This is a genomic window from Pseudomonas sp. ANT_H12B (genome assembly GCF_008369325.1).
In the GTDB taxonomy this organism is placed as follows: Bacteria; Pseudomonadota; Gammaproteobacteria; order Pseudomonadales; family Pseudomonadaceae; genus Aquipseudomonas.
Genome location: NZ_VOBI01000001.1, coordinates 57,366 through 81,991 on the forward strand (window position 1 = coordinate 57,366; position 24,626 = coordinate 81,991).

Annotated in this window: 19 protein-coding genes and 2 pseudogenes; 14 read left to right on the forward strand and 7 right to left on the reverse strand. The window is 60.7% G+C overall.

The window, feature by feature from the left end:
* Positions 1–4: 4 nt before the first annotated feature.
* The 3 genes from FQ185_RS00295 to FQ185_RS00305 all read right to left on the reverse strand — a co-directional run bounded on the left by FQ185_RS00295 (position 5) and on the right by FQ185_RS00305 (position 3,712).
* Complete coding sequence (locus FQ185_RS00295) at positions 5–766, reverse strand: SDR family NAD(P)-dependent oxidoreductase (protein WP_149415691.1); 762 nt, start codon at positions 764–766, stop codon at positions 5–7.
* Between the two features lie 22 nt (positions 767–788).
* Positions 789–2,447, reverse strand: a complete 1,659-nt coding sequence (locus FQ185_RS00300; RefSeq protein WP_149415692.1) for an AMP-binding protein — start codon at positions 2,445–2,447, stop codon at positions 789–791.
* A gap of 248 nt (positions 2,448–2,695) precedes the next feature.
* Complete coding sequence (locus tag FQ185_RS00305) at positions 2,696–3,712, reverse strand: AraC family transcriptional regulator (RefSeq protein ID WP_149415693.1); 1,017 nt, start codon at positions 3,710–3,712, stop codon at positions 2,696–2,698.
* Positions 3,713–3,777: 65 nt separating this feature from the next.
* On the opposite strand from FQ185_RS00305, the pseudogene FQ185_RS00310 reads away from it, so the two are divergent.
* Positions 3,778–4,142: pseudogene (locus FQ185_RS00310) on the forward strand (MFS transporter); the annotation flags it as partial.
* 3 nt (positions 4,143–4,145) lie between these two features.
* On the opposite strand, the gene pssA reads toward FQ185_RS00310, so the two are convergent.
* The gene (pssA, locus tag FQ185_RS00315) at positions 4,146–5,489 is read right to left on the reverse strand and encodes a CDP-diacylglycerol--serine O-phosphatidyltransferase (protein WP_149415694.1); all 1,344 of its coding nucleotides are present in this window, start codon (positions 5,487–5,489) and stop codon (positions 4,146–4,148) included.
* Positions 5,490–5,706: 217 nt separating this feature from the next.
* On the opposite strand from pssA, the gene FQ185_RS00320 reads away from it, so the two are divergent.
* Together FQ185_RS00320 and FQ185_RS00325 are read left to right on the forward strand one after the other, a co-directional pair.
* A complete protein-coding gene (locus FQ185_RS00320; RefSeq protein WP_149415695.1) occupies positions 5,707–6,270 on the forward strand; it encodes a TetR/AcrR family transcriptional regulator in 564 nt (187 codons plus the stop codon).
* 56 nt (positions 6,271–6,326) lie between these two features.
* Complete coding sequence (locus FQ185_RS00325; protein WP_149415696.1) at positions 6,327–6,803, forward strand: nuclear transport factor 2 family protein; 477 nt, start codon at positions 6,327–6,329, stop codon at positions 6,801–6,803.
* A 122-nt stretch (positions 6,804–6,925) separates the two neighbouring features.
* Here the strand turns inward: FQ185_RS00325 and FQ185_RS00330 are convergent.
* Positions 6,926–7,436 (reverse strand): annotated as a pseudogene (locus tag FQ185_RS00330) (hypothetical protein).
* A gap of 268 nt (positions 7,437–7,704) precedes the next feature.
* Here FQ185_RS00330 and FQ185_RS00335 point away from each other — a divergent pair.
* Positions 7,705–8,484, forward strand: a complete 780-nt coding sequence (locus tag FQ185_RS00335; RefSeq protein WP_149415697.1) for a TSUP family transporter — start codon at positions 7,705–7,707, stop codon at positions 8,482–8,484.
* Here the strand turns inward: FQ185_RS00335 and nudC are convergent.
* A complete protein-coding gene (gene nudC, locus FQ185_RS00340; protein WP_149415698.1) occupies positions 8,452–9,282 on the reverse strand; it encodes an NAD(+) diphosphatase in 831 nt (276 codons plus the stop codon). The two genes, FQ185_RS00335 and nudC, sit on opposite strands and share 33 nt — an antisense overlap.
* Before the next feature lie 6 nt (positions 9,283–9,288).
* Positions 9,289–10,101, reverse strand: coding sequence for a crotonase/enoyl-CoA hydratase family protein (locus tag FQ185_RS00345; protein ID WP_149415699.1), 813 nt, complete (start codon positions 10,099–10,101; stop codon positions 9,289–9,291).
* Positions 10,102–10,659: 558 nt separating this feature from the next.
* Between FQ185_RS00345 and glgA the strand changes: the two genes are divergently transcribed.
* The 10 genes from glgA (at position 10,660) to FQ185_RS00395 (ending at position 24,539) form a co-directional block, all read left to right on the forward strand.
* A complete protein-coding gene (gene glgA / locus FQ185_RS00350; protein ID WP_149415700.1) occupies positions 10,660–12,246 on the forward strand; it encodes a glycogen synthase GlgA in 1,587 nt (528 codons plus the stop codon).
* 19 nt (positions 12,247–12,265) lie between these two features.
* Positions 12,266–14,062: a malto-oligosyltrehalose trehalohydrolase gene (gene treZ, locus FQ185_RS00355; protein ID WP_149415701.1), complete on the forward strand. Its 1,797-nt coding sequence runs from the start codon at positions 12,266–12,268 to the stop codon at positions 14,060–14,062.
* The gene (gene malQ, locus FQ185_RS00360; RefSeq protein ID WP_149415702.1) at positions 14,059–16,137 is read left to right on the forward strand and encodes a 4-alpha-glucanotransferase; all 2,079 of its coding nucleotides are present in this window, start codon (positions 14,059–14,061) and stop codon (positions 16,135–16,137) included. The genes treZ and malQ overlap by 4 nt, the downstream gene beginning before the upstream one ends.
* The gene (locus tag FQ185_RS00365; RefSeq protein WP_149415703.1) at positions 16,134–18,920 is read left to right on the forward strand and encodes a malto-oligosyltrehalose synthase; all 2,787 of its coding nucleotides are present in this window, start codon (positions 16,134–16,136) and stop codon (positions 18,918–18,920) included. The genes malQ and FQ185_RS00365 overlap by 4 nt, the downstream gene beginning before the upstream one ends.
* Positions 18,921–18,941: 21 nt before the next feature.
* Complete coding sequence (locus tag FQ185_RS00370; protein WP_149415704.1) at positions 18,942–19,268, forward strand: DUF2934 domain-containing protein; 327 nt, start codon at positions 18,942–18,944, stop codon at positions 19,266–19,268.
* A gap of 113 nt (positions 19,269–19,381) precedes the next feature.
* Positions 19,382–21,541 carry a glycogen debranching protein GlgX gene (gene glgX / locus FQ185_RS00375; protein ID WP_149415705.1) on the forward strand — a complete coding sequence of 720 codons (2,160 nt, stop codon included), beginning with the start codon at positions 19,382–19,384 and terminating at the stop codon, positions 21,539–21,541.
* Between the two features lies 1 nt (position 21,542).
* Positions 21,543–22,532: an acyl-CoA dehydrogenase family protein gene (locus tag FQ185_RS00380; protein ID WP_149415706.1), complete on the forward strand. Its 990-nt coding sequence runs from the start codon at positions 21,543–21,545 to the stop codon at positions 22,530–22,532.
* Positions 22,529–23,287 carry a PIG-L deacetylase family protein gene (locus FQ185_RS00385; RefSeq protein ID WP_149415707.1) on the forward strand — a complete coding sequence of 253 codons (759 nt, stop codon included), beginning with the start codon at positions 22,529–22,531 and terminating at the stop codon, positions 23,285–23,287. Before FQ185_RS00380 ends, FQ185_RS00385 begins: the two co-directional genes overlap by 4 nt.
* Complete coding sequence (locus FQ185_RS00390; protein ID WP_149415708.1) at positions 23,284–23,883, forward strand: SAM-dependent methyltransferase; 600 nt, start codon at positions 23,284–23,286, stop codon at positions 23,881–23,883. The genes FQ185_RS00385 and FQ185_RS00390 overlap by 4 nt, the downstream gene beginning before the upstream one ends.
* On the forward strand, positions 23,880–24,539 hold the full coding sequence (locus tag FQ185_RS00395; protein ID WP_149415709.1) for a glycosyltransferase family 2 protein: 660 nt from the start codon (positions 23,880–23,882) through the stop codon (positions 24,537–24,539). The genes FQ185_RS00390 and FQ185_RS00395 overlap by 4 nt, the downstream gene beginning before the upstream one ends.
* Positions 24,540–24,626: the final 87 nt, after the last annotated feature.

Consider the following 24,626-nt stretch of genomic DNA (forward strand, 5'->3'; position numbering starts at 1 on the left):
CTCCTTACTTGGCGGCCATGCGCAAGGCACCGTCGAGACGGATCACCTCGCCGTTGAGCATGCTGTTTTCAATGATATGCCTGACCAGCTCGGCATACTCGCTCGGTTTGCCCAGACGCGGCGGAAACGGCACGCCGGCAGCCAGGGACTGTCGGACTTCCGGGGTCATGCCGGCCATCATCGGGGTTTCGAAAATACCGGGGGCGATGGTCATCACACGGATGCCGAAGCGCGCCAGTTCGCGGGCGGCGGGCAAGGTCAGGCTGACGATCGCGCCTTTGGAGGCCGCGTAGGCCGCCTGGCCGATCTGGCCGTCGTACGCGGCCGCCGAGGCGGTATTGATGATCACGCCGCGCTCACCATCGGCATCCGCTTCGGTTTCGGCGATGGCCGCTGAAGCCAGACGCAGCATGTTGAAACTGCCGATCAGGTTAACGTTGATCACCTGGCTGAAACTGGCCAGCGCGTGCGGCCCGGTCTTGCCGAGGATCTTCTCGCCGCGCACGATGCCGGCGCAGTTGACCAGACCGTTGAGGCCGCCGAAGGCTTTGACCGTCGCCTGCACCGCCGCTTCCGCCGCCGCTTCGTTGCTGATGTCCGCCACCACGCTTTGGGCGCCGAGACGTTCAGCCTGGGCGGTAACCGCCTCGACGTTCATGTCCACGAGCATCACTTTGGCGCCCGCAGCCACCAGCATTTCAGCCGTCGCGGCACCGAGACCGGAAGCACCACCGGTGACGAGAAAAACCTTGTTTTCGATCTGCATCATTGTTTCCTTGGATTCAAGCTTAAACGTTCTTCGCGGCGGCCTCTTGAGCCTTGGCGATTTCCTGGTTGCGCAAGATAAAGCGCTGCAATTTGCCGCTTGGGGTTTTCGGCAACTCGCTGACAAATTCGATTTCACGCGGGTACGAATGCGCCGCCAGACGCTTGCGCACGTGTTGGCGCAGTTCTTCGGCCAGTTCCGGTGCGGCGCGGTGTTGCGCGCTGAGCACGACGAAGGCTTTGACCAATTCGGTGCGCTCCGGATCGGGCTTGCCGACCACCGCCGCTTCGACCACCGCCGGGTGTTCGATCAACGCACTTTCCACATCAAACGGGCCGACCCGGTAGCCGGAGGTGGTGATCACATCGTCACTGCGGCCGACGAAGCTGATGCTGCCGTCCGGGTTCCATTCGACGGTGTCGCCGCTCAGGTAGTAGTTGCCGACGAAGGCCTTGGTGGGCGCGCCTTCATAACCGCCGAACCAGCACATCGGCGACTGGGTGCGGTCGATGGCCAGAATGCCGGGCTCGCCGATGCCCAGTTCTTTGTAGTCATCATCCAGCACGACGATGCGGTGACCGGGTGAAGCAAACCCGGCGGCGCCGACATGCACCGGGTGTTCAAGCGCATGGTGATTGCACAGGACCATGCCCAGTTCGGTCTGACCATAGTGGTCGTGAATGACTACGCCGAGGTTGTCGGCGAACCAGCGAATCACTTCCGGGTTCAGCGGCTCACCAGCGCTGCTGACGATCCGCAGCTTGCCCTTGATCGACTTGGCAAATTCGTCTCCGCCAGCGATCAGCAAACGATAGGCCGTCGGTGAACCGGTGAGGTTGGTGATCCCGTATTTGTTGATCACCCGGCAGGTGCTTTCGAGCGTGAACGGTCCATCGTAAAAGGTAATCGGATGCCCCATGGCCATCGGTCCGGTGACGCCGAAATAAATGCCGTAGGCCCAGCCCGGGTCGGCGACGTTCCAGAAGGCGTCTTCGGGGCGCAGGTCCACGGCGTCGCGGGTGTAGCTCTGGAAGGCGACGATGGCTTTAAGTGGTACCGACAGCGCTTTCGACGGGCCGGTGGTGCCCGAGGTGAACATCAGCAGGAACGGGTCTTCGCCGGTCAGCAGCACCGGTTCGCACTCAGAGGGATAATTGGCCAGTTCGGCCCAGAAGCTGTAATCGCCACGGACAATGCCCTGCCCCTTGGGGCCCGCGACGGTGACGATGGTCGGGCAGTCGGCGACGTCGGTGAGTTTGCTGCGATTGACCGCGTCGGTCACCACGACGTTGGCGCCGGAGCAGCTGAGGCGGTGCTCGATGGCTTTCGGGCCGAAGGCAGTGAACAGCGGCTGATAAACCGCGCCGATGCGCCACGTGGCGAACACAGTGATCAGTAATTCGATGTTGCGTGGCAGCAGGCCGGCAACCTTGTCGCCCTTCTTTACGCCCTGAGCCAGCAGAAAATTGGCGAATCGTGCGGCTTTATCCTGCAGATCGCTGAAGGTGTACGTCGCGCTGGCGCCGTCGCGGCCTTCCCAGAACAGCGCGATTCGACCCGGCAACGCATGCCGGTCGCAACACTCGACGCAGGCGTTGAGGGCAGTCAAATCGCCGGCGAGTGCGGCGTCGACGGTGTGCTGATAATTGAACTGTGACGTGGCAGACAAGTAATCGAGCATTGCCAGAATCCCTCTGTATTTTTATTAGGTTGGGGGAACCGTAATTAACAGGGAAATACTCGCTCTGCGCGGGGCGCGGGACAATGGTCAAAGCTATCAAGTTGCGTGACTGGTTTGGCCAAGGTGGCCAATGATCGTTCCCACGCTGTGCGTGGAAATGCAGCCCGGGACGCTCTGCGTCCCATCAACAGCCGAACGCGGAGCGTCCGTTGAGGCATTCCCACGCAGAGCGTGGGAACGATCGGTGTCTAGCTGGCTTCGTTGAGGATCAGGCTGCGGTAATGCCCTGGATTTGAACCGGACCACTTGCGAAACGCCTTGTAGAACGAGCTGGCATCGGCAAACCCCAAACGCGTGGCGATCTCGGCGAAGCTGATGGCAGGCTCGGCCAGCCAGACGATGGCCAATTCCTTGCGCACGCTGTCCTTGAGCCCTTGGTAGGTCTGGCCCTCTTCGGACAGTCGCCGGCGCAGGGTCGATGCCGACATGCATAACTGTTGCGCCAGCGCCTCGGTTTCCGGCCAGTGTTCGGCGGGCAGTTGCCGTAAATCATGCTTGATCCGGCTGGCAAGGCTCTGAGGGTCGCGGTACTTGACCAGAATATTCGCTGGCGCATGAGCCAGAAAACGCTTGAGTTCTTCCGGGCTGCGCTTGATCGGCAAGTCCAGGCAGTCGGCGGAGAAAATCATCCGCGTGCGCGGGCGGTCGAAACGCAGGTTCTCGGAGAACATCACCTGATAATCATCGCAAAAATCCGGTGCAGGACACCGCAACTCAATGGCCAGGATCGGAATCCTTCGCCCCGCCAGCCAGCAGGCCACACCGTGCACGATCATCCAGTAGGTGAAATAAGTGAAGGCCCGACGCGGGTCCTGGTCGTCCTCCAGCAGGACGATTTCCGCGAGGCTTTGCTGACGCACCAACTGTGCTGGCATGTATTCGAGCATCAACGATAGAAAGCTCAGGCCCGAGGTCAGGCCCGCCGCCAGGCTCGACTGGACCATCGAGCAGCGACACAGAAACTCCAGGCTGCCGGATTTGAGCTTGCGCGGGTCCATGCCAAAGAACTCGTCGTCCCCACGCCGCGCCAGCAAACGCCACAAGCGCGCATAAGCCGTGGCCGGGACGCGGGCATCGGTGGTTTGCAGCAATACCGGATCGATGCCGACCTTGTTCAACACCTCTTCGGTGGCGACTCCCGGGGCGCAGCTTTGCAACAGCGCTTCACGCACCAGTTGAATGGAGATGGTGTCCTTTTCCGACATTGAGTGTTGCGCGCTCTGTTGTTTGCGTGGTGGGCATATTAGCGCAGCCGCCAGCCCGACGCAGGGTGGTGCGGCGCCTGGAATGGCCGCCGCTGTGATTGATCCGCGTCGGCGCACTCGTAGCGGCCGCGGGGTTTTCCAGCAGCATGATGGCCGATGCCGCGTGGGGTCTGTGGCTGTGTTGCTTTTTGTCTCGGCAGGCGGCATGGGGCTGATTTTCCCCTCCTTCGCCGCACTCGCGACCAACGCAGTCGAAGCCTCGGAGCAAGGTGCTACCGCAGGCTCCATTGGTGCCGCTCAGGGTTTAGGCGTGGTCATCGGACCATTGGCCGCAACGCTGATCTATGGCATCGAGCCGCGCTTGCCCTACCTGATGGCCGCGGTGCTGTTGCTGCGGGTAGCCCTTTGGCCGGGGCCCCGGCAGCGCTGAGTCTCACAGAATGCGATAGAGCAAGCGTTCGATCCGCACGCGACTGACACGCTTGAGGAACTTGGCCACCGCCACCGGGTATTCCAGCAGTGTGTCCAGGTCCTGATAACGTTCGATGCGATGGGTGTGCTGAAAAATCTCGTCCAGCTCTTTTCGCCTCGGCTCGAGCAGCTCACCTTTCGGATCATCGATCAGCAATGCGTTTTCCAGATCGAGACGAAACGCCCGCGGATTGAGGTTGTTACCGGTCAGCAAGGTGTAGCGCTGATCGATCCACATGCCCTTGAGGTGATAGGTGTTATCGCCATCCTTCCACAAGTGCAGGTTCAACTGGCCGCTGTCGACGCTGCGATGATGACGCTTGGCAAAGCGGCGCAGGCTGATTTCATACAGATACGGCAGCGCTGCGATCACCTTGAACGGCTCGCTTGGCGGGATGTAGAAGTCGTTGGCAGTCTTGTCGCCGACCACGATGTCGATCTTCACACCCCGCGCCAGCGCGCGGTTGATTTCCCGGGTCACCGCCAGCGGCAGGTTGAAGTACGGCGTGCAAATCGTCAGTTGACCCTTGGCGCTGGCGATCAACTCGCAAATCACTCGACTCAGCGGGTTGTTCTTGCCAACACCCAGTAGTGGGCTGACGGACAAACCGCCCTTGGTCGTGGTGCCGGTCGTGATGTCGTACGTCGCGTGCTTGAGGCGACTGCGCAAGTCGCCGATATCGTTGCGCAAGCTGCGGGTGGTCGGCAGGTTCGGCAAGTCGAGACGATGCACGGCTTTGGAGGCGATCAGACCGTGCTGGACCAGATGCTGCATCGAATCGGCCAGGGCGCGGTTGTGCAGCAGGTGATAGCGGTCGTAGCGGTATTTGTCGAATTTGTGCAGATAGACGTTGTTCAGACTCGCGCCGCTGTAGATCACGCAGTCATCGATCACGAAACCTTTCAAATGCAGTACGCCAAACAGCTCGCGGGTCTGCACCGGAACACCGTACACCGGCACTTCACTTGCGTGGGTGCGGGTGGTTTCCTGATACCAGGCCGAGTTACCGGGCTGCTTGCCGGCACCGATCAAGCCGCGCTGGGCACGCAACCAGTCAACAACCACCACCACATCCAGTTCCGGACGCGCCAGTTTGGCCGCGTGCAAGGCATCGAGAATTTCCTGGCCCGCTTCATCCTGTTGCAGGTACAGCGCGACGATATAGATGCGTTGGGTGGCGCTGGCGATTTTTTCCAGCAGGCAACGACGGTACTCGGCAGCGCCTGAGAGGATGGTGACGGCATCGGCAGTCAGCGGAAAACTGCGCAGTTTGGGCAGCAGAGAGCGTTTGAAAAGCGACGGCATAGGGCTCGCAAAAAGGTCAAATCCGAAGAACCCGAGAGCTTACACCATGGATTGCCTTGGGTCTTGTTAGTGACTGTAATGGCCCCTTCGCGAGCAGGCTCGCTCCCACATTTGAAATGCGTTCCCCTGTGGGAGCGAGCCTGCTCGCGAAGGCAATTTCGCAGGCAACAAAAACATTCGCTTGACCAAGAAGAACGATCGTTCTACTGTTTGCTCCATGAACGAAATAACCCGCAACGACACACGCGACATTATTCTGGATGTCACCGAAAAGTTGATCTACAAAAGTGGCATCGCTGCCACTGGAATGGACCTTCTGGTGAAAACCGCCGGCGTCTCCAGAAAAAGTATCTATCGCTACTTCGCCAACAAGGAGGAGCTGACCGTTGCGGCCCTGCAACGCCGTGACCTGCGCTGGATGCACTGGTACAGAAGCGCAGTCGATCAAGCACAAACCCCGGCCGAGCGGCTGCTCAACCTGTTTACTGTGCTCAAGGCCTGGTTCGCCTCCGAAGGCTTCCGTGGCTGCGCATTCATTAACACCAGCGGCGAAACCGGCGACCCGCAAGACCCGGTTCGCCTGGTCGCCAAAGACCATAAACAGAAACTGCTCGACTACCTGCGCGAGCTTTGTACCGAACATGGCGCTGCAGACCCGGAGACGCTGGCCAAACAGCTGCTGATCCTGATCGACGGAGCCATTACCGTGGCGCTTGTCATGGGTGATCACAGTGCCGCCGATAATGCGCAATGCATGGCGCGAAAGTTATTGGACCTGTAACACTTTAAATAAGCCCGACAACGTGTTTGAACTTTAACTTGAGAGGGAGACTATAAATGTCTAACGCCGAAGTTCGTCCGCCATTGCCGCCCTTCACCCGTGAATCGGCCATCGAAAAAATTCGCCTGGCCGAAGACGGCTGGAACTCTCGCGACCCGGAGCGCGTGTCCCTGGCCTACACCCTGGACACCAAATGGCGTAACCGCGCCGAGTTCGCCTACAACCGTGAAGAAGCCAAAGGTTTCCTGACCCGCAAATGGGCCAAGGAACTGGATTACCGTCTGATCAAGGAACTCTGGGCCTTTACCGACAACCGCATCGCCGTGCGTTATGCCTACGAATGGCACGACGATTCGGGCAACTGGTTCTGTTCCTATGGCAACGAAAACTGGGAGTTCGACGAGAACGGTTTGATGGCCAATCGGTTTGCCTGCATCAATGACATGCCGATCAAGGAAAGCGACCGCAAATTCCACTGGCCGCTGGGCCGCCGGCCGGATGATCATCCGGGCCTGTCCGACCTGGGCCTATAGGCTCACAAAGATCCAATGTGGGAGCCGGGCTTGCCCGCGATGACGGTTTCACATTCAACACATAGGTTGCTTGTGACATCGCCATCGCGGGCAAGCCCGGCTCCCACAAGGTTTGGGGGTGTTCAGGCGACCGCGGCTTGCGGCGTTACACCTGCCGTGGCCTCAAGCTCGCGCACCAACGGCAACACACGCTTGCCGAAGTACTCCACCTCTTCCTGAAAATGCAGAAACCCCGCCAACACCAAATCCACGCCCACGGTTTTGAGCGCGACGATCCGCTCGGCGATTTGCCGGGGTGTGCCGATCAGGTTGGTTTTGAAGCCGTCGTTGTATTGCACCAGATCCTCGAAAGTTGACTTGGCCCAATGGCAGGATCGCCGCAATGACTTTCAACGTCGTCGCCGCCAGCAACGCATGGCTGAAGGCGACCGATTCATGCTGGTACTCGGCACCGTAACCGGCGGTGAAACGGATCTGCGTCAGGGCGTATTCGAATCCTGCGGCTTCGGCCAGTTGCGCCAGTTTGCGGTTGTAGTCGATCCCCCAGTGGGTGCGTTGTTCGATTTTGCTGACCACCAGCCCACCGCTGACGTTCGGCACCCAGTAGGCAAATTTGACGGCTTGCTGACTCATTGGCGTGTCCTCGGGACATTGGGGAATGTCCTTGGGCAAGAGCAGCAACCGTGCCAGCGCCGACACCGCCGTATACCGGGCACTCGACGGGATTTGGCTGACAACTCTCGGGACGTTTTGCTGATGCGCTGTTGTTGCAGCAACAGTTCCAGCGGGCCCGAACGATGCAGAGCGTGGGAACGATCAGCTGTAAGAGGATAACTTTCTAGGTAAGATACCGGCCCTTCCCCGCAGCCCTTTCCTGCACCCTGCCGAATAAGCCAATTCCATGCCTTTCGAACTCAGCGTTGACCTCACCACCCTGGCCATCCTGGCCTTTGTCGCTTTCATTGCAGGTTTCATCGACGCCATTGCTGGCGGTGGCGGTCTGTTGACCACACCGGCGCTACTGACCGCCGGCCTGCCGCCGCACATGGTATTGGGCACCAACAAACTCAGTTCGACGTTCGGTTCAGCCACCGCCAGTTTCACCTTCTACCGGCGCAAGCTGTTCCATCCCAGGCAGTGGATGCACGCCATCGTCGGCACGCTGGTCGGCGCGCTGACCGGTGCCGTGGTCGCGCATTACCTGCCAGCGGAATGGCTGAACAAGATGCTCCCGGTGATCATTTTCGCCTGTGGTGTCTACCTGTTGTTTGGCGGAACGCCGAAAGCGCCGCTGGACAGCGACGCACCGATCAAGAAAAAGTGGCAATCGACCCAAGGCTTCAGCCTCGGTTTCTACGACGGTGTGGCCGGCCCCGGCACTGGAGCGTTCTGGACGGTCAGCACCATGCTCATGTACCCCATCGATCTGGTGAAGGCCAGCGGCGTGGCGCGCAGCATGAACTTCGTCAGCAACATTGCGGCGCTGTCGGTGTTCGTGTTTTCCGGGCAAGTGGACTGGATCATCGGCCTGAGCATGGGCCTGTCGGTGATGGTCGGTGCATTCTTCGGCGCTCGCACCGCCATCAGCGGCGGCGCGAAGTTCATTCGCCCGGTGTTCATCACCGTGGTACTGGGCTTGACCGTGCGGCTAGCCTGGCAGCACTGGTTCAGCGTGGCCTAAGCGCCGCGCCACGTAGACATCGATCAGGTAACGGGCAATCGATTTTGACGCCGGCAACGGCGGCAGCTCGTGCACGTTGAACCACTGGGCGTCTTCGATTTCGTCTTCCTGACACACGATCTCGCCACCGGCGTACTCGGCGTGGAAGCCCAGCATCAGCGAATGCGGGAACGGCCAGCATTGGCTGCCCATGTACTGAATGTTCTTGACCTCGATCTGCACTTCTTCGCGGACTTCGCGAATCAGGCAGTCCTCAGCCGACTCACCCGGTTCGGCAAACCCGGCCAACGTGCTGTAAACCCCGGTCACGAAGCGCGGTGAACGGGCCAGCAGGACTTCATCGCCCCGGGTAATCAGCACGATCATGCTCGGCGAGATCCGCGGGTAGTAGCGTATATCGCACGGCTGGCAATACATCGCCCGTTCCCGCGTAACCTGGTTTGTCGCCTGCCCGCAATTTCCGCAAAAACGGTGCTCGCGAGCCCAGGTGCCGACTTGTGCGGCATAACCGAGCACCTTGTAGACCGTGTGATCGCCTTCCAGCATGAACGCCCGCAGGCCTTTCCAGTTGCAGCCCGGTACTTCGCTGTGACTGCGCAGTTCCAGCAGATAGACCGGCTCGCCATCCAGATGACCAATGCCATGTTCGGCGAGAATCGACAAGTCCTGACGCTTGAGCCATTCGCGCGGGAACAACGCGCCATTGTCATCGAACAGAAAGCCTTCAGGGCTGCGAGCGACCGCCCAGCCGCCGGGTTGGTCGGTATCCAGTACTGCAGTGGTCCAGCGTGAAGTCATTTTTCATCAATCCAGAAATTCGGGTTTCTGTTTGCTCATATGGGCGGCCATGGCTACGCGCAGATCGGTGGATTGCAGCATGGCGGCGTTCCAGGTGGCGACGTATTCGAGGCCGTCATCAATGCGATGGTCACGCATGTAGCTGATCATTTCCTTGGTACCGGTGATCGCGATCGGCGACTTGCTGGCGATGTCGCGGGCAATGCCCATGACGCCGTCGAGCAGGCTGGCGGTGTCGCTGTAGACGCGATTGACCAGGCCCATGCCCCGGGCTTCTTCGGCACCAAAAGTGCGACCAGTGTAAGCCAGTTCACGCAGCATGCCGTCACCGATGATCCGCGGCAAGCGTTGCAAGGTGCCGACGTCGGCCGCCATGCCGATGTCGATTTCCTTGATCGAGAACTGCGCGTCCTCAGCGGCGTAGCGCATGTCGCACGCCGAGATCAAATCGATGGCACCCCCCAGGCAATAGCCCTGAACCGCCGCCAGTACCGGTTTGCGGCAATTGTCGACGGCATTGAACGAAGCCTGGAGGGCGAGGATCTTGCGGCGCAGCAGACGGGCGTTGCGACCGACATCCTTGCCCAGTTCATTGGCCACGCCGGCCAGCATCATCAGATCGATACCGGAAGAAAAGTGTTTGCCCGCGCCACTGAGGACCACCACCCGGACTTCGTCAGTGTCGTCGACCCACTGGAAAATCTCGATGATCTCGTTCCAGAACGCAGCGTTCATGGCGTTGATTTTTTCCGGCCTACTGATCTGCACGTGGGCGATTTTGTCGGCGAGTTCGACGGTGAACGCGGTGTACTGAGACATGCTAGTGATCCTTTACCGGGCAAAAATGTGTGCCGAACTATAACAAGGCATCAACACCGGCTGTAGGCAGCGGTTCAGCCAAATGCGGGACTTGCCATGCGCGCACCACAACAGTGCGCGAGTACACCTTTGCTTCGCACATTTATGTGACCGTCCGAATACGTTTTGAGGCAAAACCACAAAAAAACCTGCCCTTCGTCGGTGCGTTTCTTCCTCTAACGGGTACGTCCGTACCTCTTTAAACCGATTGTCGAACAATTTTGCCATTTGCCCTCCCCCGCTCTAACTTCTGGCCTAGACTGATTTTCGCGAGACGAAACCGGTCGGTCACAAAGTGGAAAAAAAGTCGGAACGTTTGCTCGTCGCGACGGGTCAGCTGAAAGGTAGGTACGTTGCGACTGGTGCAATCCTTGCAATGACTACTTCACCCATTCTGCTTCAGCGTATTGGGCAGCGCTTGCTCACCGATGCGTGGCGCGTTTGCGCCCGGCCACGGAATTGGCCACGGAACACCGTTTGCCAGGCCTAAGAATTAGATCAATAACACGGGAGATTCATATGATAAGTGCGGCTTTAGATATTCAGGGAGAACGTGCTCATCAGCAGGTCGGCGAATCGAGCGCCGTGACTGCCCCCAGTGCCCAATCGATCAGCGTCCCCGGCACCAGGATGCTGGCACCCGTGGCCAGTCAGAATCCCAACAAGAAAAAAGTGTTGTTCGTTACCTCCGAGATTGCCGATCTGGTGAAGACCGGTGGCCTGGGCGACGTTTCCGCCGCCCTGCCGCGAGCCATGGCTCACTTGCACGATGTGCGCGTGTTGATCCCCGGTTACCCGCAAGTGCTCCACAGCGAAAACCCGATTCATATTATTGGTGAACTGGGCGGGCACGCCGCGTTGCCCCCCTGCAAGATCGGGCGCATGGACATGCCCGACGGCCTGGTCATTTACGTGTTGATCTGCCCCGAACTCTACGAGCGCGAAGGTTCCCCTTACGGCGCCAACAACGGCCGCGACTGGCCGGATAACCACATTCGCTTCGCCCGCCTGGGCCTGGCGGCCGCCGATATCGCCGCCAACCTCGCTCAAATTCACTGGTGCCCGGACCTGGTGCACGCCCATGACTGGCCGGCTGGTCTGGCCCCTGCTTATATGCACTGGCGTGGACAACGCACCCCGACACTGTTCACCATCCATAACCTGGCCTACCAGGGCGTCACCAGCCTGGGATCGTGCCCAGAGCTGGGCATTCCCACTCATGCCCTGCAACAGGACGGCATGGAGTTCTACGGCAAGATGTCGTTCCTCAAGGCCGGCATGGCTTATTCGAGCCACATCACCACCGTCAGCGCGACCTACGCCCAGGAAATCACCACCCCGGCCTTCGGCTGCGGCCTCGACGGCTTTCTCGCCGCCAAGACCCAGCAAGGTTTGCTCAGCGGTATTCCTAATGGCATCGATGAAAGCTGGGACGCCGCCACCGATCCACACCTGTTCTGCCCCTTCAGTATCGGCGATTGGGACGGCAAGGCGGTCAACGCCGCCCACGTGCGTGATCTGTTCGGCCTGGACGATTGCGAAGGTCCGCTGTTTGCCGTGGTTTCACGACTGGTCTATCAAAAAGGCCTGGACCTGACCGAAGCCGTCTCCGAATACATCGTCGAATCGGGTGGTCAGATCGCGATCATCGGTCGCGGCGAGCCGGAAGAAGAACAAGCCATGCGCGAACTGGCTCTGCGCTTCCCTGGCAAGATCGGCGTACGTATCGGCTTCAACGAAACCGACGCCCGTCGCATGTTCGCCGGCAGCGATTTCCTGCTGATGCCTTCGCGTTACGAGCCTTGCGGCCTGAGCCAGATGTACGCTCAGCGCTTCGGTTCATTGCCGGTGGCACGCAACACCGGCGGGTTGGCCGACACCATTGAAAACGGCGTGACCGGTTTCCTGTTCGACGAATCCACGGCCGAGAGTTATCAGGAAGCTCTGAGCCGGGCATTCAAGGTTTTTGCCTACCCCGACCTGCTCAATGCCATGCGTTGTCGAGCCATGGCGGCGCCGTTCAACTGGTGCAAGGCGGTCGAGCCCTACGCCGAACTCTACGAGCAGCTTGTCACCAAAGCATTGGGTAAATCGGGCCATAAATAATAGTAAGAGGTTTTCATAGATGCCGTTACGGACCCTTGAGACCTGGCCCCACGGCGCAATCATGCTGGACGCAGAGCACACGCGTTTTGCCTTGTGGGCGCCAGATGCGTTTTACGTCAGTGTCGAACTGGACGATGGACAATCCCTGCCACTACTGCCTCAGGCCGATGGCTGGTTCGTGATCAACACCCGCTGCCCGGCGGGCACGCGTTATCGCTACAACATCGACGGCGAGCTGGAGGTGCCTGATCCGGCCTCCCGCGCGCAGGCCGGTGATATCCATCTGCACAGCGTGGTGGTCGACCCCCTCGCCTACCCGTGGCAACACAGCACCTGGCTGGGTCGACCCTGGAATGAAGCGGTGATCTACGAATTGCACGTCGGTGCGCTCGGCGGCTTCAGTGAAGTCGAGCAGCACTTGACGCGCCTCGTCGAGCTGGGCATCACCGCGATCGAATTGATGCCGCTGGCGCAGTTTCCCGGTGACCGAAACTGGGGCTACGACGGCGTTCTGCCCTACGCGCCCCAGGCTTCATACGGCTCCCCCGAGCAACTCAAACACTTGATCGACACCGCCCACGGCCATGGCCTGGCGGTGATTCTCGACGTGGTCTACAACCACTTCGGCCCGGACGGCAATTACCTGCATCGCTACGCCAAAGGCTTCTTTCGCGAAGACAAACACACCCCTTGGGGTGCTGCCATCGACTTCCGGCGACGCGAGGTGCGGGACTTCTTCATCGAAAACGCGCTGATGTGGTTATTGGAGTACCGCTTCGACGGCTTGCGCCTGGACGCGGTGCACGCTATCGAAGACCCGGACTTTCTGCAGGAACTGGCACGAAGGGTTCGCCAGCAGACCGACCCTGCGCGGCATGTGTGGCTCAATGTCGAGAACGAGCACAACCAGGCCAGTCTTTTGGAGGAAGGCTTCGACGCCCAGTGGAACGACGATGGCCACAACGCCTTGCACGTGCTGCTGACGGGCGAGACCGACGCCTATTACGCCGATTATGCGCAAAACCCCACCGAACAATTGGCTCGCTGCCTGAGTCAGGGTTTTGTGTTCCAGGGCCACCTCACCCGCCACGGCACGCCACGCGGCGAGCCCAGCGGGCACTTGCCACCCAGCGCTTTTGTGCTGTTCCTGCAAAACCACGATCAGATCGGCAATCGGGCCTTTGGCGAGCGACTGCACCAACTGGCCAACCCGCAAGCGTTAAAAGCCGCCACAGCGCTGTTGCTGCTGTCACCGATGATCCCGCTGATGTTCATGGGCGACGAGTTTGCAGCCGAGCAACCTTTCCTGTTTTTCACCAGCCATCACGGTGAACTGGCGGAGTTGGTCCGCGAGGGACGGCGTAACGAGTTCGCAGCGTTCAGCGCATTTACTGATCCGCACAAACGCGAACAGATCCCCGACCCGAACGCGCGCCAGACCTTTGAAGCTTCAAAGCCCACGCTGACACCCCACCGTGAATCCGCCATGCACGACCTGTATCGCCAACTGCTGCAGATCCGCCATCAGCAGATCATTCCCCGCCTGCCCGGCGCCCAGGCCTTGGGTGCCGAGGTGCTGGCCGAGGGTGCGGTGACGGCTCGTTGGCGACTGGGCGATGGCAGTCATCTGCGCATTGACCTGAACCTCAGCGACACGCCTGTGGTCCACACCCCACAGGCCGACGCTGTGCTGCTGTTCGAACACCCAGCGAAATCAGCCGGCCTGTTGGATCGGGGCAAGCTTGCCCCGTATAGCGCGCTAGTCAGCCTCACGGCCGCAGCCCCTTTGCTACCCCCGGATGGAGAGCGCCAATGAGCGATGCGCAACTGGAAATACTGGCCGGTCGAGCCGGCTTGGCAGTCGACTGGATCGACGCCAACGGCCGTCCACAGAAAGTCGCTCCATCAGTATTACGCAACGTCCTCACCGGACTCGGCCACCCGGCAAGCAGCGCCCAGGAAATCGACGCCAGCCTGCTGCAATTGCAGCAGGTGCAACAGACCCGGCACCTGCCGCCGCTACTCACCGCAGACTTCGGCGTCGGCCTCAATCTGGCGCATTACTTTGAGCCAGAAACACCGTGCGAGATTCACCTTGAAGACGGCTCACGGCTCAACCTGAAACTGGATGCCGAGGCGATGCTGCCCGGCTTGGTCCCGGTCGGTTATCAGCACGTCAGCATCGACGGCCAATCGTTTACCCTGGCCGTGGCACCGACGCGCTGCTACAGCGTGGGCGATGCCGTCGACAGTCCGATTCCGCGTGCCTGGGGCCTGAGCGTTCAGCTGTACTCTCTGCGCCGCTCCGGCGATGGCGGTTTCGGCGATACCCAGGCACTCGAAGACCTCGCCCGCGTGGCCGGCGAACGCGGTGCCGAAGCGTTGGCCATCAGTCCATTGCATGCGATGTTCAGCAGCGATACCCAGCGGTACAGCCCTTATTCACCGTCCAGCCGTTTGTTTCTCAACAGTCTGTACGCCGCACCGGGCGCTGTCCTGGGTGAACGAGCGTTGCGTACCGCGATTGATGCAACCGGCCTGGCAGCAGAACTCAAGCAACTCGAAGCGTCGCCGTTGATTGACTGGCCGGTTGCCGCTGAAGCCAAACATCGTCTGTTGCAGGCGTTGTACGAAGGCTTTGTCCAGGGTGAACACCCGTTGCACGCCGACTTCAGCAGCTTCCGCCACGCTGGCGGCGAAGCCCTGGAAAATCATTGCCGCTTCGAAGCCATTCAAGAAGCCCGCGCCGCCAAAGGTGAAAGCCTCGACTGGCGCGAGTGGTCCGAGCAATGGCGAGACCCGCGCAGTGCTGCCCTGGCCGAATTCGCCGAAGAGAACGCCGGGCGTATCGGCTTCTTCGCCTTCTGCCAATGGTTGATCACGCGCTGCCTGGAGCGTGCGCAAACAGCCGCCCGCAGCAGCGGCATGAGCATTGGCCTGATCGCTGATCTGGCGGTGGGTGCCGATGGTGGTGGCAGCCAGGCCTGGAGTCGACAGGACGAATTGCTCGCCTCGCTGACCGTGGGCGCACCACCGGACATCCTTAACCGCACCGGTCAGGGCTGGGGGATTTCCGCGTTCTCGCCCGAAGGCCTGGTGCGTAATGGTTTTCGCGCCTTTATCGAAATGCTCCGGGCCAATTTCGCCCATGCCGGTGGCCTGCGCATCGATCACGTCATGGGCCTGCAACGGCTGTGGGTGATCCCCAACGGCGCGTCACCCGCCGACGGCGCTTACCTCTATTACCCGGTAGACGACCTGCTGCGGTTGCTGGCCCTGGAATCCCATCGCCATCAGGCCATCGTTCTCGGTGAAGACCTCGGCACCGTGGCAGATGGCTTGCGAGAAAAGCTCATCGCCCGTTCGATCCTCGGCATGCGCGTGCTGCTGTTCGAACAGGACAACGCCCACTTCAAAACGATTCTCGACTGGCCGGACAACGCGCTCGCCACCACGAGTACCCATGACCTGCCGACGCTCAATGGCTGGTGGCATGGCCGCGATATCGACTGGAACGCCCGGCTGGGCCTGGTCGACGCCGCGAGTGAAATCGAATGGCGCCAACACCGCGAACGCGAGCGCGAAGGCCTGCGCCGGGTGTTGAGCGAGGACCCGCAAAACTTCCGCGAAGAGTCCCATGAAACCGATCAGGTGCTCGACGCCGCGATACGTTTCCTCGGTCATACCCGTGCGCCGCTGGTGTTGCTGCCACTGGAAGATGCCTTGGGTATCGAGCAACAAGCCAACTTGCCTGGCACCATCGACACACACCCCAACTGGTCCCGGCGCCTGGCGGGTGACAGCGACGCCTTGCTCGATGATCCGGACGCCGCCCGGCGCCTGGAACTGCTCGCCTGCGCGCGACTTCAGGCGGCCGAGCGTGACCAATGAATCAAACGATTATCCAACCGCTGCGGGCGACCCAGCGGCTGCAATTTCATAAAGGCTTTACGCTGGACGATGCGGTGCCACTGGTGCCGTACTTCGCCAGCCTCGGCATCAGCCATGTCTATGCCTCGCCACTGCTGAGCGCCCGTGCCGGCTCCATGCATGGCTACGATGTTGTGGACCCGACCACCGTCAACCCGGAGCTGGGCGGCGAAGCGGCATTACGGCGTTTGGTCAGTGCGTTGCGCGAGCAGAACATGGGGCTGATCCTCGACATCGTCTCCAATCACATGGCCGTCGGCGGTGGCGATAATCCCTGGTGGCAGGATCTGCTGGAATGGGGCCGCTTGAGCCCTTACGGCGAGTTCTTCGATATCCAGTGGCATTCGCCCGACCCGCTGATGGAAGGCCAGTTGTTGCTGCCCTTCCTTGGCAGCGACTACGGCATCGCCTTGCAGGACGGCACCCTGCCCTTGCGCTTTGATGTGCACAAGGGCGCGTTTTATGTCGAGCACTATGAGCATCACTTTCCGATCTGCCCGACCCATTACGGCGAATTGCTCAGAACCGATGATCCACTGACCGCCGAATCACTCAAGTCATTGGCAGACCGTTTCAGCACCCTGAGCTACCAGACCGACGCCCATAGCCTGGCGGTACCGCTCAAAGCTGAGCTGCGTGAACTGGCTAGTGATCCGGCGATTCTGCAAACCATCGAACAAAATCTCAGCGCTTACGACTCGATCACCCCCGAAGGTTTCCAGCGCCTGCACCAGTTGCTTGAACACCAAAGCTATCGCCTGGCCAGTTGGCGCACGGCGGCAGATGACATCAACTGGCGGCGTTTTTTCGATGTCAACGAACTGGGCGGTCTGCGCGTCGAACGCCCGGCGGTGTTCGAAGCGACCCACGCGAAAATCTTCGAGCTGGTGGCCGAAGGCCTGATCGACGGTCTGCGCATCGACCACATCGACGGCCTCGCTGACCCTCGGGGTTACTGCCGCAAACTGCGGCGGCGGGTGGACAGCCTGTCACCGGATCGGCACCTGCCGATCTACGTCGAGAAGATCCTTGGCGAAGGTGAAACCCTGCACCGCGACTGGTCGGTGGATGGCACCACCGGGTACGAGTTCATGAATCAGTTGTCGTTGCTGCAACACGCACCCGAAGGCGCCGACACCCTGGGTGAACTGTGGAACCGTTACAGCGAACGGCCCGCCGATTTCCGTCAGGAAGCGCAACTGGCTCGCCAGCAGATCCTCAACGGCTCCCTCGCCGGCGACTTTGAAAGCGTCGCCCAGGCCCTGTTGCAAGTAGCCCGGGATGACCTGATGACCCGCGACCTGACCCTCGGCGCGATTCGTCGCGCGTTGCAGGAGCTGATCGTGCACTTCCCGGTGTACCGCACCTATATCAACCCCCGGGGTCGTTCGGCGCAAGACCATGTGTTTTTCCAGCAAGCCATGGACGGTGCCAGGCAAACCCTCGGCGAGGCCGACTGGCCGGTGCTTGATTGCCTGGCCCGCTGGCTGGGTGGTGAATCATGGCGCAAACGCCCGCTGGGTCGGCCGCGCAAGATGCTCAAGCATGCCTGCGTACGTTTTCAGCAACTGACCTCGCCGGCGGCGGCGAAGGCTGTAGAAGACACCGCGTTCTATCGCTCGGCGGTTTTGTTGTCGCGCAATGACGTGGGGTTCAGCACTGAGCAGTTCAGTGCACCGGTGGCCGATTTCCATGCGGCGTGCGCCAATCGCCTCGAAGAGTTCCCCGATAATTTGCTGGCCACCGCGACCCACGACCACAAACGCGGTGAAGACACCCGCGCGCGCCTGGCGGTGTTGAGCGAGCGCAGTGCCTGGTACGCCGAGCAAGTGCCGCTCTGGCAGGCCCTCGCCCGGCCCCTGCGCGACGATGACCTGATGCCGACGACGGGCGATGAGTTGATCCTCTATCAAGCGATCCTCGGCAGCTGGCCGCTCGATCTGCGCAGTGACGATCAAGCAGCGCTGGAGAACTACACTCAACGTGTGTGGCAGTGGCAACAGAAAGCCTTGCGCGAAGCCAAGTTGCAAAGCAGCTGGAGCGCCCCGAACGAGGCTTACGAACAAGCGGTTCACCAATTCCTGCAACGACTGTTGCTCAGCCCTGAAGGTGAACTGTTGCGCGCAGCCCTCGGCAAAGCGGCCAAAAGCATCGCCGCCCCCGGCGCACTCAATGGATTGGCGCAAACCTTGCTGCGCATGACCGTGCCGGGGGTGCCGGACCTTTATCAGGGCACCGAGTACTGGGACTTCTCGCTGGTCGATCCGGACAACCGTCGGCCGGTGGATTACGCCAGCCGTCAGCAGTCCACGCAGGCACCGCTGGAATTACCCGGGCTGTTGGCTAACTGGCGTGACGGGCGGATTAAACAAACCCTGATTGCGCATACGTTGAACCTGCGGCGCGACCACACCGAGCTGTTTCGGCGAGGGGCGTATCAAGCCCTTGAAGTCGTCGGCAGCCAGGCTCACCGGGTGCTGGCATTTGCTCGCTCGCTGGAAGGAGAACGAGCCATCGTGATCGTACCGATACGCTGCGCCGAACTGCTGAAAAACAGTGCCCAACCCCTGATTGACGCGCCGCTGTGGGGCGATACACGGGTCAAATTACCGTTCACCACCCCTGATGAAAATTTGAGGGGACTTTTTTCAAGCGTCGCAGTCACACCCCAAAGGGAGCTGAACATCAGCGTCGCGTTGGGAGATTTCCCGATTAATTTTTTTATCCAGACTACCCACACTTGAGTTCAGTTCAGGAGCATTGCGATGAGTACCAACGATAAACGCATCCGCGAATTTGCCTATCAGATCTGGGAATCGGAAGGAAAGCCCGAGGGCCAGGAAGCCCGTCATTGGGAGATGGCCCGCAAACTGGCGGAAGCCGAAGCGCTGTCACCAAGCAAATCGGCAAAAGCGGCTGGCAGCAAAACCTCCAGCACCAAGGCCCCTGCCAGCAAATCCACCAATGGCAAGGCGGCCGAGCCTAAAACCAAAGCCAAGGCCAAACCCGCCGCCGCGTCGAAAGTGATTCCGCCCGGCGAAAAAGCCACCGAGAAAAAGCCTCGAGCAGCGCGTAAACCGCCCGCTGTTTGATACCTGATACCTTTGCCCTGATTGACGTTGTGGCGAGTTTTCTCACCACGAGGGCTCGCTCGCCCTCGAAAAAAACCAGAGCCAAGAACTGTCCCCCCTTTGTAGGAGCACCTATGACCAGTCCAAAAAAAGCCGCGCCAGAACCTCACGCCGAGGCCTCGCGAATTCGTGAAGGCTTGCCCTTCCCGCTGGGCGCGACCTGGGATGGGCTTGGGGTCAACTTTGCCTTGTTCTCCGCCAACGCCACCAAAGTCGAACTGTGCATCTTCGACGATGCCGGTGAAGTCGAACTGGAACGCATCGAGCTGCCGGAATACACCGACGAGATCTACCACGGCTACCTGCCTGACGCCCATCCGGGGCTGATCTATGGCTACCGCGTGTACGGCCCGTACGACCCGGCCAACGGTCATCGATTCAACCACAACAAACTGCTGATCGACCCCTATGCCAAACAATTGGTCGGCCAATTGAAATGGTCTGAAGCGCTGTTCGGCTACACCATCGGCCACCCCGACGCGGACCTCAGTTTCGATGAGCGCGACAGCGCCCCGTTTGTACCCAAGTGCAAGGTGATCGACCCGGCTCACACCTGGGGTCGCGACCATCGGGTCAGCGTGCCGTGGGACAAGACCATCATTTATGAAACTCACGTGCGCGGCATCAGCATGCGTCACCCTTCCGTCCCCGAGAACCTGCGTGGCACCTTCGCCGGGTTGATGGTCGATGACGTGCTGGAACACATCCGCAAGCTCGGCGTGTCGACCGTGGAGTTGCTGCCCATCCACGCCTTCGTCAACGACCAGCATCTGTTGCACAAAGGCATGACCAATTACTGGGGCTACAACAGCATCGCGTTCTTCGCCCCCGACCCTCGCTACCTCGCCAGCGGCAAGATCGACGAATTCAAGGAGATGGTCGCGCACCTGCACGAAGCGAATCTTGAAGTGATCCTTGACGTGGTCTACAACCACACCGCCGAGGGCAATGAGCAAGGCCCGACCCTATCGATGCGCGGCATCGACAACGCTTCCTACTACCGCTTGATGCCCGACGACAAGCGCTACTACATCAACGATTCCGGTACCGGCAACACCCTGGACCTGAGTCACCCGTGCGTGCTGCAGATGGTCACCGACTCCTTGCGTTACTGGGCGACGGAAATGCACGTGGACGGTTTCCGCTTCGACCTGGCGACCATTCTCGGGCGCTATCACGATGGCTTCGATGAACGTCACAGCTTCCTCGTCGCCTGCCGTCAGGACCCGGTGCTGCGTCAGGTGAAGATGATTGCAGAAGCCTGGGATTGCGGCCCCGGGGGCTATCAGGTCGGTAAGTTTCCGCCGGGCTGGGTCGAGTGGAATGACAAATTCCGTGACACCGTGCGGGCGTTCTGGAAAGGCGACGACGGCCAACTGGCAGATTTCGCCAGCCGCATGACCGCCTCCGGGGAGATGTTCAATCAGCGTGGCCGGCGACCGTATGCCTCGGTCAACTTCATCACCGCCCACGACGGTTTCACCCTTAACGACCTGGTGTCGTACAACGACAAACACAACGAAGCCAACGACGAGAACAATCAGGACGGCAGCAACAACAACCTGTCCTGGAACCACGGTGCCGAAGGCCCGACCGACGATCCCGAAATCAATGAGCTGCGTCAGCGCCAAATGCGCAACTTCTTCGCCACGCTGCTGCTGTCCCAAGGCACACCGATGCTGGTGGCCGGCGACGAATTCGCCCGCACCCAGGAGGGCAATAACAACGCCTATTGCCAGGACAGCGAGATCGGTTGGGTCAATTGGGACCTGAGCGAAGACGGCAAAGCCCTGCTCAAGTTCGTCAAACGCCTGATCAAGTTACGTCTGACCTACCCGATTCTGCGTCGCGGGCGGTTCCTGGTGGGCAATTACAACGAGGACATCGGCGTCAAGGACGTCACCTGGCTCGCGCCGGATGGCAGCGAAATGTCCATTGAGCAGTGGGAGGAAGGCCACGGCCGCTGCCTCGGCATGCTGTTGGATGGCCGCGCCCAGGAAACCGGTATCCGCCGCAAAGGCGCGGACGCCACCTTGCTGTTGGTGGTCAACGCGCATCACGACGTCGTCAATTTCCTGCTTCCGGAAGTGCCCGACGGCGCTTTTTGGACCTGCATGATCGACACCAATCAACCGTCGATTCGCGGGCAGGAACGCTTCGAGTTCGATCACGAATATTCGGTCACAGGCCGTTCGCTGCTGCTGTTCGAATTGCAGCGTGAGGAAGAAGAGTGAAATGGACCTTCAAGGATTTCTCCAGCGTCAGCCAGCGGACTACGCCGACACCCGAGCGTTAGGCCGGTGCCTGCGGGCGATGGTGGAGGCCGGTCTCGACCAGCTTCCGCTACCCGGCAGCGGCCAGACGCTGGAGAGGTTTCAGCGGTTGGCCGAAGTCGGCGGTCATGACCTCGGGCTGTGCAAGCTGTACGAGGGCCATACCGATGCACTGGCGATCATCCAGCAACTCGGCGGCTCGCCGACACCTTCCAGCACGTGGGGCATGTGGGCCGCCGAACCGCCACAAGCGCGGGTGCGGGTCAGGCCTCATGGCCATCTGGTTACATTGAATGGATGCAAGGCCTGGTGTTCGGGTGCGGCGGTGTTGAGTCATGCCTTGCTCACCGCGTGGGATGAACAGGACCGACAGCAATTGGTCGCGGTGGCGCTGGACCAACCCGGCGTCACTGTCACCAATCACGGCTGGCAAGCAGTGGGTATGGGTGCTACCGGTAGCGTCGAGGTGCTGTTCGAAGGTGCCGAAGCGCAAGTCATCGGCAGCGCCGGCGACTACCTGCAACGCCCGGGTTTCTGGCAAGGCGGAATCGGCATTGCCGCTTGCTGGTACGGCGCGGCGCAGAGCATTGCCGAACGCCTGCGCCGTCATTGCGCACACCATGAAGAACCCCATGCCCTCGCTCATCTCGGTGCAGTCGACAGCGCGTTACATGCCGCTGCCGAGGTGCTGCGGGTCAGCGCCCTGACCATCGACGCCGCGCCACTGGACGATGCCGAACTCCTGGCCCGTCGTGCCCGGGCGGTGGTCGAACACTGCGCTGAACACGTCATCCGACACGTCGGCCGAGCCTTGGGTGCCGGACCCTACTGCAAGGATGGCCAGTTCGCCCGGCTGATCGCCGACCTGCCGGTATTCCTGCGCCAAAGCCACGCCGAACGGGACCTTGCGGCGCTTGGACAGCAGGTTCTGACGGAGTCATGGACGTTATGAAAGCCAACCCTATTGTCGGCCAGGGTACGCCCCTGCACTTATGGCAAACCTCAAGCCACCTGGCGCAATTGCCGGTCATCGACATTCTTGAATGGGTTCCTGAAGGCGCTCGTGCCGTGATCATTGCCCCGCACCCGGATGACGAAGTGCTGGGCTGCGGAGGTTTCCTGCAATTACTGGCCGCTGCCGACCGGGCACTGCAGTTGATTTCTGTCACCGATGGCAGCGCCAGCCACCCCGGCTCCGAGCGCTGGCCGGTGGAACGACTTAGCGCAGTCCGTCCACAGGAATCGGTGGAAGCCTTGCGTCGTCTCGGTCTGCCGTTGCACAGCTTGAAATGGCTGCGCGGCGGTTTTGCCGACAGTCAGGTAGCGGCTCGGGAAGCTGAGTTGAGCGCGTTTATCGAACGTCATCTGCGCCCCAACGATGTGGTCTTCACCACGTGGCGCGAAGACGGTCATTGCGATCACGAAGCCGTTGGCCGTGCCAGCGCCGAGGCGGCGAAACGGGTCGGTGCCACCCTGCATGAACTGCCCGTCTGGACCTGGCACTGGGCAACGCCCGAAGACAGTCTGGTGCCGTGGCACCGGGCGCGAAAAATCCCCCTGGCACCGGCACTGGTGGCACGTAAGCGCCATGCGATTCACGCCTTCGCCAGCCAGCTGGAAGGTGACCCGCAAATCGGCTTGCCTCCGGTGTTGGCGCCCTATGTGCTGGATCGTTTGCTGCAACCGTTCGAAGTGGTGTTTCTATGAGCGTCGAAGATCGCTATTTCGACGGTTTGTTCGCCGGTAACGACGATCCCTGGGCCTTTCGTCAACGCTGGTACGAGCAACGCAAACGTGCGGTGACCCTGGCCGCGCTGCCTCGACCGCACTACCGCGCTATCTTCGAGCCCGGGTGCGCCAACGCTGAACTCAGCGCTGATCTGGCATCACGATGCGATCGCCTGTTGTGTTGCGACACTGCAGCCGCCGCCGTGGCACTGGCTCGCACGCGGCTGAGTCTGTTTGAGCATGCCGAAGTCCGCCAGGGCCGCCTGCCGGGCGATTGGCCGAACGAACAGTTCGACCTGATCGTACTCAGCGAAATTGGCTACTACCTGGATGCCGAAGACCTCAAGTGCCTGATCGAACACGCTGCGCAGTCGCTGACCGCCGACGGGCAGCTCTTGGCCTGTCACTGGCGCCCACCGATCGATGGCTGCCCGCTGAACGCCCGACAGGTCCACGACATGCTCCATGAGCATTTGCACTTGTCGCGTCTGGTGCTGCATCAGGAGGCCGATTTCCTGTTGGAACTCTGGAGCCGCGAACCGCGCTCCGTGGCTGCTCTTGAGGGTTTGCGATGATTGGCATTTTGATCCCGGCGCATAACGAAGAAGACTTGCTCGAAGAGTGTCTGCAAGCCGCTCTGCTAGCGGCGCAACACGAGTCGCTGCTCGGTGAAACCGTTGAGGTGCTGGTGGTGCTCGACAGTTGCACCGATCGATCATCAGAGATCGTTGGCAGCTACCCGGTACACAGCATGGCTATCGAGGCGCGCAACGTTGGCCAGGCACGCGCGGCCGGTGCGAGGTTCCTGCTGGATCGGGGGGTACGCTGGATTTCCTGCTCCGATGCCGATAGCCGGGTGGCTCACGACTGGCTCGTGGCGCAACTGGCCCTCGGTGCCGACGCGGTTTGCGGCACCGTTACGGTGGACGCATGGCACGAGTCATTCGATGAGTCGGCGCAGATTCGCTATCACCAGCAGTATCAGCCCCGCGAAGGTCATCGGCATATCCACGGCGCCAACCTGGGGATCAGCGCTGAGGCTTACCGGCGTGCCGGCGGCTTCGAACCGCTGGCTTGCGATGAAGATGTGCAACTGGTGCGGCAACTCGAGCGCTGCGGGGCGAACATCGCCTGGAGTCAACGACCGCAGGTGCTCACAAGTGCCCGATTGGACAGTCGCGCGCGGGGTGGTTTCGGTGATTTTTTGCGGGACATGGCGCAGATCGGATAAAAAAACGTACCGGATGGAACATCGAGGCGACGAATAGCATGACATGAGCAATACTCTGCTCGCGGCAATCCAGGGTTTGGAGCGCAG

Excerpts from the sequence above, each read along its gene's own strand:
- malQ (WP_149415702.1), top strand. The coding sequence starts at position 14,059 with ATGAGCGATGCGCAACTGGAAATACTGGCCGGTCGAGCCGGCTTGGCA.
- FQ185_RS00380 (WP_149415706.1), top strand. The coding sequence starts at position 21,543 with ATGGACCTTCAAGGATTTCTCCAGCGTCAGCCAGCGGACTACGCCGAC.
- FQ185_RS00370 (WP_149415704.1), top strand. The coding sequence starts at position 18,942 with ATGAGTACCAACGATAAACGCATCCGCGAATTTGCCTATCAGATCTGG.
- FQ185_RS00320 (WP_149415695.1), top strand. The coding sequence starts at position 5,707 with ATGAACGAAATAACCCGCAACGACACACGCGACATTATTCTGGATGTC.
- FQ185_RS00385 (WP_149415707.1), top strand. The coding sequence starts at position 22,529 with ATGAAAGCCAACCCTATTGTCGGCCAGGGTACGCCCCTGCACTTATGG.
- FQ185_RS00325 (WP_149415696.1), top strand. The coding sequence starts at position 6,327 with ATGTCTAACGCCGAAGTTCGTCCGCCATTGCCGCCCTTCACCCGTGAA.
- glgX (WP_149415705.1), top strand. The coding sequence starts at position 19,382 with ATGACCAGTCCAAAAAAAGCCGCGCCAGAACCTCACGCCGAGGCCTCG.
- FQ185_RS00300 (WP_149415692.1), bottom strand. The coding sequence starts at position 2,447 with ATGCTCGATTACTTGTCTGCCACGTCACAGTTCAATTATCAGCACACC.
- FQ185_RS00305 (WP_149415693.1), bottom strand. The coding sequence starts at position 3,712 with ATGTCGGAAAAGGACACCATCTCCATTCAACTGGTGCGTGAAGCGCTG.
- FQ185_RS00345 (WP_149415699.1), bottom strand. The coding sequence starts at position 10,101 with ATGTCTCAGTACACCGCGTTCACCGTCGAACTCGCCGACAAAATCGCC.
- FQ185_RS00395 (WP_149415709.1), top strand. The coding sequence starts at position 23,880 with ATGATTGGCATTTTGATCCCGGCGCATAACGAAGAAGACTTGCTCGAA.
- glgA (WP_149415700.1), top strand. The coding sequence starts at position 10,660 with ATGATAAGTGCGGCTTTAGATATTCAGGGAGAACGTGCTCATCAGCAG.
- treZ (WP_149415701.1), top strand. The coding sequence starts at position 12,266 with ATGCCGTTACGGACCCTTGAGACCTGGCCCCACGGCGCAATCATGCTG.
- pssA (WP_149415694.1), bottom strand. The coding sequence starts at position 5,489 with ATGCCGTCGCTTTTCAAACGCTCTCTGCTGCCCAAACTGCGCAGTTTT.
- FQ185_RS00335 (WP_149415697.1), top strand. The coding sequence starts at position 7,705 with ATGCCTTTCGAACTCAGCGTTGACCTCACCACCCTGGCCATCCTGGCC.
- FQ185_RS00390 (WP_149415708.1), top strand. The coding sequence starts at position 23,284 with ATGAGCGTCGAAGATCGCTATTTCGACGGTTTGTTCGCCGGTAACGAC.
- FQ185_RS00365 (WP_149415703.1), top strand. The coding sequence starts at position 16,134 with ATGAATCAAACGATTATCCAACCGCTGCGGGCGACCCAGCGGCTGCAA.
- nudC (WP_149415698.1), bottom strand. The coding sequence starts at position 9,282 with ATGACTTCACGCTGGACCACTGCAGTACTGGATACCGACCAACCCGGC.
- FQ185_RS00295 (WP_149415691.1), bottom strand. The coding sequence starts at position 766 with ATGCAGATCGAAAACAAGGTTTTTCTCGTCACCGGTGGTGCTTCCGGT.